Origin of the sequence: Pusillimonas sp. T2 (assembly GCF_002236805.1) — a bacterium.
In the GTDB taxonomy this organism is placed as follows: domain Bacteria; phylum Pseudomonadota; class Gammaproteobacteria; order Burkholderiales; family Burkholderiaceae_B; genus Neopusillimonas.
The window spans coordinates 1-9,241 of sequence record NZ_NIQA01000022.1 but is presented as its reverse complement, the minus strand read 5'-3'; the positions used below and the strand labels follow the sequence as shown (position 1 = coordinate 9,241).

The following is a 9,241-nucleotide window of genomic DNA, read 5'->3' as shown; positions in this document are numbered from 1 at the left end:
TGATAAAACAGGCACGCTGACTGAAGGCCGACCAACGTTTGATCGAGCCATAGGCACACAAGACTATGAGCCCCGGGAGCTTTTGCGACTGGCCGCGAGCCTGGATCAAGGCAGCGAACACCCCTTGGCGGCCGCTATCGTAGCCGCCGCAAAGGAAAGCGGTATCGCCCTGGCGGCGGTTGACGACTTCAGCTCTGACAGCGGCATTGGTGTGCAAGGCATGGTGGAGGGTCATACGCTACTGCTTGGCAACACCGCACTGATGCAGACAAAGGACATCGACACGGCGATTCTGGAGACCCAGGCCAACGAGTTGCGAGCCGGCGGGGCCAGCGTCATGTTCCTGGCTGTCGATAGTCATCTGGCCGGCATTCTGAGCGTCTCGGATCCCATAAAAGCCAGCACACCAGAAGCCGTGAAAAGTCTTCAAGACATGGGCATTGAAATCATCATGGCAACCGGCGACGGCCTGACCACAGCGAAATCCGTTGCACGACAACTGGGAATCCGTGAAGTGCATGGTGAAGTCAAACCACAAGACAAGCTTGATCTGGTGGCGCTTCTACAGAAAAAGGGACACGTGGTGGCCATGGCAGGAGATGGCATTAACGATGCACCCGCCTTGGCTAAGGCCGATGTTGGCATTGCGATGGGCACAGGTACCGACGTGGCGATGAACTCTGCCCAGGTAACGCTAGTGAAAGGCGATCTTCGTGGTATTGCCATTGCGCGCAAGCTCTCGACGAAAACCATCGTCAACATGAAGCAGAACCTAGGTTTTGCCTTCATCTACAACGCTCTGGGCGTTCCTGTGGCTGCCGGGCTGCTGTATCCGGTGAGCGGATTGCTGCTGTCACCGATGATTGCCGCGCTGGCCATGAGCCTGAGCTCGGCATCGGTGGTGTTCAATGCACTGCGTTTACGTAAACAAGTCTGAACGAACTTCACCAAAAGTCAGTTCACGTTCACCTTGCCCACCATGCCTGCCTCCATGTGCCCGGGAATCAGGCAGGCAAAATCCACTGTACCTGCCTGGTCAAATGTCCACACCAGACCGCCACGCTGGCCGCCTTTCAGGGTGATCATGTTGGGCTCGGCATGCTGCATACCAGGCATTTTTTTCATTTCCTCTGCATGCGCCTTCAAATCGGCAAGTGATCCAATCACCATTTCATGAGGGATTTTTCCTGAGTTTTTGATGAAGAATCGAATGGTTTCGCCCGCCTTGACATCAATCTGCGCAGGGGTGAACCGCATCGCGTCATCCATCACCACCTCGACGGTTCGACTCACCTTGGCCGGATCACCCGGCTTGCCCACATTGGACATACTGTGCCCTCCCATGCTGTGGCCTCCCATGGAATGCCCACCCATGCTGTGGCCTCCTGAATGCTCGCCGACAGCAAAGGCCAATGCAGGAGCACATGCAAGAACCAGAATCGATACAAATTTCTTCATGCTGTTTACCCTTAAAAATAAACGAATTTAGAACCAGAAACTCAACCCCGCCACGAAACGGGTTTCCTGTCGTGCCGAACCGGCGTCGCGTGCCATGTCGGCTGTTTTACCGAACTTGCTATCCCACTCCACTCCAATGTAGGGCACAAGCTGACGGTTAACTTCGTACTTCAAACGCAGGCCTACCTTGCCATCCGACAACCCCCGCCCAATGTCACGCTCGGGGTCATCTTTCCCATAGAAATTCACTTCTAGGGCTGGCTGCAAATACAGTTTTTGCGTCAGCAGCAAGTCATATTCGGCGCTGAACCGCAAGGCGGTGCGGCCACCAGACCCGACATAGGCCGTGGCATCAAGTTCGAACCAATAAGGGGCCAGCCCTTGTAAACCGGCCGCCAGCCACTGACGCGAGGGTTCCCCGCGACCGTAATCGAAACGCGCACCCAACTGGGTGTCCCAGAACGGGCTGACGGCATGGCCCCAGAGCACCTCGGTGCGCGACTCATGCATCTTGCCATCCGCAAACTCCCCTTCGCCCTTGAGCACCAGGCGGTTGAACGTGCTGCCGAACCAGGCCTGGCCCTCATAGGCGCCCCATTCGTCGCCTTTGGCCCGAACATATTCCAACTTGTCCATGCGCAAACTGGCAAACAGATGCTCGTCGGACATACGCAGACGGTGGCGCGGATCCAGCGCGAACTGTCCTTCGTTACGCGTGAACCCCCCGGAATAGGCGTCCGGGTCGCGAGCATCGGCGGGGGCAGAGCCACCCTGCATCTGCATATTTCCATGATCCATAGGTGCCTGATCGGCAGACGAAGACGCAGCGCCCTGGCTAACGCTAGGTGGAGCGCCATGACCGGCATGGGCATCGTGAGACTGGGCCCGCACGCCAAACGGCAAAAGCCCTGCGGTGAAAAGAACAAGCGCTGTACGCTTTGTGAGAGAGGTCATGATTCCGATATCCTTTGTCATGTCAGTTGTCGTCATGCAATCACCACTTCACGGAACATACCCATATCCATGTGGAACATCAGATGGCAGTGCCAGGCCCAGCGCCCTAGGGCGTCGGCGGTGACCAGAAAGCTGATGCGCTGTGCCGGCTGCACCGGAATCGTGTGCAATCGCGCCTGGAAGGCCCCATCGGGTGTTTCCAGTTCGCTCCAGACACCGTGCAGGTGCATCGGGTGGGTCATCATGGTGTCGTTGTGCAGAATCACCCGAACACGCTCGCCATAGCGCAAATGCACCGGTGTAGACTGCCCGAACTCCACACCGTCAAACGACCAGCTGTAACGCTCCATGTGGCCTGTCAGGTGCAGCTCAATCTCGCGCTCTGCGCCGCGCGGGTCCATTGGACCGCCCAAGGTGTGCAGATCGGCCAAGGTCAACACCCGACGGCCATTGTTACGTAGACCGATGCCGGGATCATCCAGGTTAGTTCGCGGTGTGTCCACACGCATGTCTACACTGGGCCCGTACTCGGTGCGCGCATGCCGCACAGTTTTGCCTGGCCCCAACGGGGCCGACGAACCGTGCCCCATGGCTGCGTGATCAATACCGTCATGACTCATGGCAGCTGCGCCTGCAGCGCCGTGGTTCATCGCACCATGATCCATGCCGCCCATGTCCCCCATCATGTCGGTCATGGTCAGCCACTCCACCGGGTCCAAAGGGGGAACGGGTGCGGTCAGCCCCTCGCGCACCGCCAGAGTGCCGCGAGCGTAGCCCGTACGATCCATCGACTGCGCGAACACCGTGTAAGCATCATCCTTGGGTTGCACCACAACGTCATAGGTTTGCCCGGGTCCAAAGCGGAATTCATCGACGGTCACCGGTTCCACGTTCTGGCCGTCGGCCTGCACCACCGTCATCTTCAGGCCGGGAATGCGCACGTCGTAGAAGGTATTGGCAGCGCCATTCACGAACCGCAGCCGGACACGTTCGCCAGGCCGGAACAGCCCGGTCCAGTTGCCGGCAGGCGTTGTGCCGTTCATCAGGTAGGTGAGCACATCGGCGGAAAGATCGGCCAGGTCTGTCGGGCTCATGCGCATCTCGTTCCACATCTGGCGCTTCTCGAGCGCCGCGCTCATCCCCATTTTGGACACATCGCGATAAAAGTCGACGACGGTGGGCTTGTTGTAGTTGTAGTAATCGCCCTGTGCTTTCAGCTTGGACAACACCCGCATCGGGTGTTCGTCCGTCCAGTCGGAAAGTTGAATGATGTGATCACGGTTCACACGTATAGGGTCGGCATCGCGCGGCTCAACGATAATGGCACCATACATGCCCTGCGCTTCCTGCATGCCCGAATGTGAGTGGTACCAATACGTACCGCTTTGCTCCAGCTTGAACTGGTATACAAAGGTTTCGCCAGGAGGAATACCCGGGAAGCTGATGCCCGGCACCCCGTCCATCTGATACGGCAGAATAATGCCGTGCCAATGAATCGATGTGTCTTCCTTCAGCGTGTTCTTTACCCTTATTGTTACCGTATCACCCTCGCGCCAACGCAAAGTGGGGGCAGGTACCGACCCGTTGATGGTAAACGCCATGCGCGGGTTGCCGGTAAAGTTCACCGGCGACTGCCCCACTTCCAGGTTGAAATCAGTACCCGTCAGCACGGGCGCGGTACCTGTGCGGGCTTGCGAAGACACAATTCCGGCCGCATGGGCAAACGGTGACAACCCCAGCATAACGCCGCCTGCAGCCAACCCTTGCACGAAGCGGCGACGGGGCATATAGGGGGAAAGACCTCTGCCTGAATGTCTCACGTGAAATAAATCCTTTAAAAATTGGCCTGAACCGTTACGCAAAAGGGAAAGATTCAGTACTTTTTTGACCGGACTACACTGTAGCGAGCGCGGGCTGTCAGCGGGATGACGCCTGCATTACATTTTTGTCATTCACGGGCAATGGTTGCGTCATGTTGACCGCGTTACATTGGGCACTTGAATCAAATCGTTTGCTTAATCACTCATCACTCTCGATTGCCAGGACACGCGCCTATGAAACTACTCATTGTTGAGGATGAGGTCAAAACCGGGGATTATCTTCGGCAAGGCCTTACCGAGGCGGGCTTTCAGGTGGACTGGGTACAAACAGGCCTCGACGGCCATCATCGGGCGCTTACCGAGCCTTACGACCTGATCATTCTGGACGTCATGCTTCCCGACGTGGACGGCTGGCGCATCGTACAGGCGCTACGCGACGCGCAGTCCGCCACGCCCGTGTTGTTTCTTACCGCGCGCGACAGCGTAGAGGACCGCGTAAAAGGTCTGGAGCTCGGCGCCGACGACTACCTGGTCAAGCCGTTTGCTTTTTCCGAACTGCTGGCGCGGGTCCGCACATTACTAAGACGGGGCGCCATGGCTGTCATGAGCGAACAAATACAAGTAGCCAACTTGGTGCTGGACATTCCACGTCGCCGCGCCATGCGGGGTAACGTACGTATCACCCTGACCAACAAAGAGTTCGCTTTGCTTGAATTGCTCGTTCGCCGACAAGGCGAGGTGCTTCCGCGGTCGCTTATTGCATCCCAGGTGTGGGACATGAATTTCGACAGTGACACGAACGTGATTGATGTGGCTGTTCGCCGGCTGCGCGCCAAAATCGACGAACCCTTCGAGCCGAAGTTAATCCACACAGTGCGCGGCATGGGCTACATGCTCGACGTTCCCGAAACCATTTGAACATGCGTGCACTGCTCAGATCACCACCATCGCTGGCCCTGCGACTGACGCTGTCCATTGGGGCGGGAATTATCGCCTTGCTGTTGTGTTTTGGTTGGCTGGTCGGGCGCTCGATCAATGCCCACTTCGTGGCCCAAGACATCCATGAGCTGAATGCCGCCAAAACTTCAATTCAAGCCAAATTACAGCAACTTGACAACAAAACAGCCGGCAACGCATTAAAGGCGCATTTCAACGCCACGTTGTCGGGCCACCACAACGCAGAATTCCTGATAGCTGACGGCAATGGACGCCTGCTCTACAGCACCCTGGGCACAAGTCTGGAAGCTGCGCTTGCACAACTGCGCCACGTAGAGGTCATCAACGAAAAAACCGTCTCGTCTTGGCAGCATCAAGGTAAAACATTCCGCAGCGCGCTGGTACGCCTGGCCGTTGGCACTAGCCAGGGGGATGAGCCATTTTCCGTCGTTTTGGCCACCAACATCGACTTTCATTTACATTTTCTGGACAGCTTTCACCGGTACCTATGGTGGCTGACGGCAGTGGCCTGCCTGATCGCCATTGCCGCCACCTGGCTGGCGGTGCACCAGGGCCATGCGCCCATACGACGCATCAGTCAGCAAATAAGCCAGGTTAACTCAGAGCAACTGCATCTTCGACTGGACGAAACTGGCGTTCCGGCAGAGCTTGCGCCCATGGCCACGGCCTTTAACGAAATGATCGATAGACTGGAGGACGGCTTCAGGCGGCTATCGAATTTTTCAGGAGACATCGCCCACGAACTGCGCACCCCCATTACGAACCTGACCACTCAAACGCAGGTTGCATTATCCCGGGCACGAACTGCCCAGGAATACCGCGAAATACTCTATTCCAACCTAGAAGAGTACGAGCGCATGACCAAGATGATTGGCGACATGCTTTTTTTGGCTAAAGCCGACAATGGCCTTATTGTCCCGGAGCATTCAGCGGTACCGCTGATGGCCGAGCTGCGCGAGCTGGCCGACTTCTTCGAGGCATGGTGTGAAGAACGCAAAGTAGCGATTGTCGTTTCCGGCGACGAAAAAGTAACAGCTACCGCAGACCGGGCAATGCTGCGCAGGGCACTATCCAATCTACTGTCGAACGCCATCCGGTACACCCCGGAAGGCGGTACCGTAAAGGCCAGCGTGCATGAAGACAACGACGCCGTCAAAATCCGCATCACAAACCCTGGACCCACCATTCCAGCTGAACACATCGCGCACCTGTTCGAACGCTTTTATCGACCGGATGTCTCGCGGCATCGCAATGGTGAAGGCGCCGGGCTTGGGCTGGCCATAGTGAAATCTATCGTGCAGGCACACGGCGGTCAAGTAGGCGCAAAGTCAGGCGAGGGTGAAACAGCTTTCGAAATTTGCCTGAGAACGATATGAGCACAAAATCTTTGAAACCGACTCGGGGCTGAGCGCATCCAGTAGACAAGCTGTAAAGATGCCCTCTACATCTGCAGATAGCCATGCGCATCTGACTGTGATACTGGGGCGTCGGCACCAATAATTTCTCCGGGAGCTGCGCGACTCTTCTTGGTCTTGCCCCACGCCACTGGCACCTTAACTTCTCAAACGACTTGGCCTACCGGGTTTACTGGATAAGCTGTATGAAGCGCCCCGGCTTTCGTGGAGGCCGCCTAGTCGAGGCGATGGAAAAAGTTCAAAGTGGTGCCCACCAAAAGTAGTGGGGATCACAATGTCTACAAGTGAAGTACGGCCCTCCAATCGTAAGGGGCGGCCGCCTGAGCAAGCCAACGAGCGTAACGGCGCGAGCAGCAAGACGATCATTACGGATCGCGGCCCCATTCGCGTAGATCTTCCCCGGGATCGCGACGGCAGCTTCGAGCCCATTCTGATCCCTAAGCACGAGCGCCGTTTTACCGTAAGCGTCCGCCCATGACCGTTTTGCGTTACAGCTGAATCTCCATCAGCCGTCGGTTGGTATCTTCCAGATCGAAGTGGGCAGCATCGAATGGGCGGCCACACCACTGCACCATGTTTTCATGCTCCGGATGCGTGGGATCAGAGATAGCTGCCAGGAAGTCTTCATAGCCAGCAATACCGCCCACATCTTCGGGTGGGCACACATTGGCACCATCCAGGCACCATGGCAAATCTAAGGGACCTTGGAATTGGGTCCGCTCCAGAACGGTAAACTACACCTATTCCCTTTGCACGACACAGCCCCATGAGCCAACTGAGTTTTCCGAAGCGGAATTTGCCAGCAAAACGCAGCGAAAACAGCAAAAGAACAGGCAAATAACCAAAAGATTGCACCCATAAAAAGAGGTGCATGAAATAATGTTCGCCAAAAAAAGGGACTGTCCGGTCAAGTCGGCGCTACTACAGTTATATAACAAAGCCGCCAGACCAGCCTACCCTAAACTGCTTATGCGTGACCTCCCGCCACACCACAACGCTCGGCAACTCGCCCTCACATAGAACCAGGAGGTTGCCAAATAACGAGGAACTTTCACGCGTGAAAGTTTCTACACTGCACCCTGGGTCAGGGAAAGCTCCAAGTTTCAGGCATGAAACCGACTATGGAGCTCTATTGGTAGCCGCATAGCCCGATGCCATTTGCCCTGACTACCTATCCATCGTAATCATCATACAAAGGCATAGAACCAAATTTACCGTTCTCTCTGACAATACTCACCGATCTACTGGCATCGTTTGGGTCTGCCCGCCCAACGGACTCATGATCAGGATAAATTTTAGGATTGGAACTAGGGAACGGGCTGGCGAGCTTAGTGCCTAACGATAAGGCCGGACTTCGAGACATTCTGATATTCGATTGAATGTCATTTTCATAAACTGCCAGCCAACCTTTGCCGTCGCACTGCGGGCAGGTAGGTAAATTGCCGCCGTCACAACGCGCACAAATCTCAGTACCCAAATACGCACCACGATTGTCACCCTCCTGCGCAGACGCCATACTTTGCATGCCCTGAACTAACGACTGGAAGTTACGCGACGATGAGATTCGCCCCTCATTCTCGGAGGGTTGCGACACATTAGCGGCTATTAGCGCGCTTCCTTCATATAGGGTTCCTGATGGGCGTCGAGGTTTGACAAAAGCAGTACGAGTTAGCTTCTTTTTGCGTACTTTCTGAGCTACCTTTACGTGCTCGTGCGTTATGTTTAAGACCGCTATATGCGCCTTACCCTGGGTATACAGATAATTCACTTCGGGCCAATCATCTTCAATGACGGGTCTTAAATGAAGATGATTTACCAAACAGCTCGATCCTGAAGACACGAACTGCATTGATACTGGATACCAACCCATAAGCCGATGACCATCTCTCAAACTTGCAATCCAAGCCAAACGCTTACTCGAGAAGGTTGTCCGCACAGCAGGATCGATGTGCGTAAAAAAAACCTTGTGCAGCGTCGACCCGGTGATGATTGTATGCGCTTCAGAGTCGTCCCCTTTAAATTTAGTCCACTTGAGGCGACCCAAATACACCAAGTTGTCTGTACTTGCTGCTATATCGACTTTTCTTCTTTGCAAGTAATGAAGCAACCCCTTAGGCTCAGGAGGAATCCAACCAAAATCGCCCTGCGCGACAGCTTCTTGGTGCCTTACCGCAAGACTAAGTTCAACTTCCGGCAAATCACTCTTTGTCGGTTTGGTTCTTAAATGGCGAGCGTTTTGCCGTCGGTGTCCTGATGGAGCCTTCAAAGCTTTAAGCAAAAGCTCGCGCAGCTCTTTGAGATCAGAAGGTCTGAATACGCTGGAAGTCTCGCTAACCATAGAGCCCATGTTACGAGTGCTGTGATGTAACTGTCAATTACGAAAACGCGCCTGACGTCCTCCCGCGCTTAGGAAAAGCTTTGAACAACGATACCGAACGAGTCAGAATATAAGTTGTTGAAATCAACCCGATCCGAGTGTTTGATGTGGTGCTGGGCCGCTCGGAGGCGAGTTTGCGCAGCTATTTAAAGCGTCTTCCCGGGCGTGAGAATGTGCGGGTCATTGTGATGGATCTGTCCGAGACGTATCGCCGGATAATGGGGTAGAGCCAATGCGTGTCCCCCGATAATGGGGTAGAG

9 protein-coding genes and 1 pseudogene are annotated in these 9,241 nt (G+C 55.3%); 5 read left to right on the top strand and 5 right to left on the bottom strand.

Annotated elements, in window-relative coordinates; translation table 11 throughout:
- On the top strand, positions 1-937 hold a 937-nt coding region (locus PuT2_RS15410; RefSeq protein ID WP_143516233.1), incomplete at its 5' end, for an HAD-IC family P-type ATPase.
- A 17-nt stretch (positions 938-954) separates the two neighbouring features.
- Here PuT2_RS15410 and PuT2_RS15405 read toward each other — a convergent pair.
- The 3 genes from PuT2_RS15405 to PuT2_RS15395 are packed head-to-tail and all read right to left on the bottom strand — an operon-like array spanning position 955 to position 4,199.
- Positions 955-1,458, bottom strand: a complete 504-nt coding sequence (locus PuT2_RS15405) for a plastocyanin/azurin family copper-binding protein (protein WP_093971883.1) — start codon at positions 1,456-1,458, stop codon at positions 955-957.
- Between the two features lie 27 nt (positions 1,459-1,485).
- Positions 1,486-2,412, bottom strand: coding sequence for a copper resistance protein B (locus tag PuT2_RS15400; RefSeq protein WP_093971882.1), 927 nt, complete (start codon positions 2,410-2,412; stop codon positions 1,486-1,488).
- Positions 2,413-2,444: 32 nt separating this feature from the next.
- Positions 2,445-4,199, bottom strand: coding sequence for a copper resistance system multicopper oxidase (locus PuT2_RS15395; protein WP_093971881.1), 1,755 nt, complete (start codon positions 4,197-4,199; stop codon positions 2,445-2,447).
- 267 nt (positions 4,200-4,466) lie between these two features.
- Between PuT2_RS15395 and PuT2_RS15390 the strand changes: the two genes are divergently transcribed.
- The 3 genes and pseudogenes from PuT2_RS15390 to PuT2_RS15380 form a co-directional block, all read left to right on the top strand.
- On the top strand, positions 4,467-5,150 hold the full coding sequence (locus tag PuT2_RS15390) for a heavy metal response regulator transcription factor (protein WP_093971880.1): 684 nt from the start codon (positions 4,467-4,469) through the stop codon (positions 5,148-5,150).
- A 2-nt stretch (positions 5,151-5,152) separates the two neighbouring features.
- A complete protein-coding gene (locus PuT2_RS15385; RefSeq protein WP_254047037.1) occupies positions 5,153-6,565 on the top strand; it encodes a heavy metal sensor histidine kinase in 1,413 nt (470 codons plus the stop codon).
- Between the two features lie 352 nt (positions 6,566-6,917).
- A pseudogene (locus PuT2_RS15380) lies at positions 6,918-7,064 on the top strand (transposase); the annotation flags it as partial.
- A gap of 28 nt (positions 7,065-7,092) precedes the next feature.
- Here PuT2_RS15380 and PuT2_RS15375 read toward each other — a convergent pair.
- Together PuT2_RS15375 and PuT2_RS15925 are read right to left on the bottom strand one after the other, a co-directional pair.
- Positions 7,093-7,296 (bottom strand): plasmid pRiA4b ORF-3 family protein, encoded by a 204-nt coding sequence (locus tag PuT2_RS15375; protein ID WP_254047036.1) that lies wholly within the window; start codon positions 7,294-7,296, stop codon positions 7,093-7,095.
- A gap of 479 nt (positions 7,297-7,775) precedes the next feature.
- Complete coding sequence (locus PuT2_RS15925) at positions 7,776-8,951, bottom strand: hypothetical protein (protein WP_093971878.1); 1,176 nt, start codon at positions 8,949-8,951, stop codon at positions 7,776-7,778.
- Between the two features lie 128 nt (positions 8,952-9,079).
- Between PuT2_RS15925 and PuT2_RS16270 the strand changes: the two genes are divergently transcribed.
- The gene (locus tag PuT2_RS16270) at positions 9,080-9,208 is read left to right on the top strand and encodes a transposase (protein WP_216820831.1); all 129 of its coding nucleotides are present in this window, start codon (positions 9,080-9,082) and stop codon (positions 9,206-9,208) included.
- Positions 9,209-9,241 lie beyond the last annotated feature (33 nt).

Coding starts and splice junctions, on each gene's coding strand:
- PuT2_RS15405 (WP_093971883.1), bottom strand. CDS start 1,458: ATGAAGAAATTTGTATCGATTCTGGTTCTTGCATGTGCTCCTGCATTG.
- PuT2_RS15400 (WP_093971882.1), bottom strand. CDS start 2,412: ATGACCTCTCTCACAAAGCGTACAGCGCTTGTTCTTTTCACCGCAGGG.
- PuT2_RS15395 (WP_093971881.1), bottom strand. CDS start 4,199: ATGCCCCGTCGCCGCTTCGTGCAAGGGTTGGCTGCAGGCGGCGTTATG.
- PuT2_RS15390 (WP_093971880.1), top strand. CDS start 4,467: ATGAAACTACTCATTGTTGAGGATGAGGTCAAAACCGGGGATTATCTT.
- PuT2_RS15385 (WP_254047037.1), top strand. CDS start 5,153: ATGCGTGCACTGCTCAGATCACCACCATCGCTGGCCCTGCGACTGACG.
- PuT2_RS15925 (WP_093971878.1), bottom strand. CDS start 8,951: ATGGGCTCTATGGTTAGCGAGACTTCCAGCGTATTCAGACCTTCTGAT.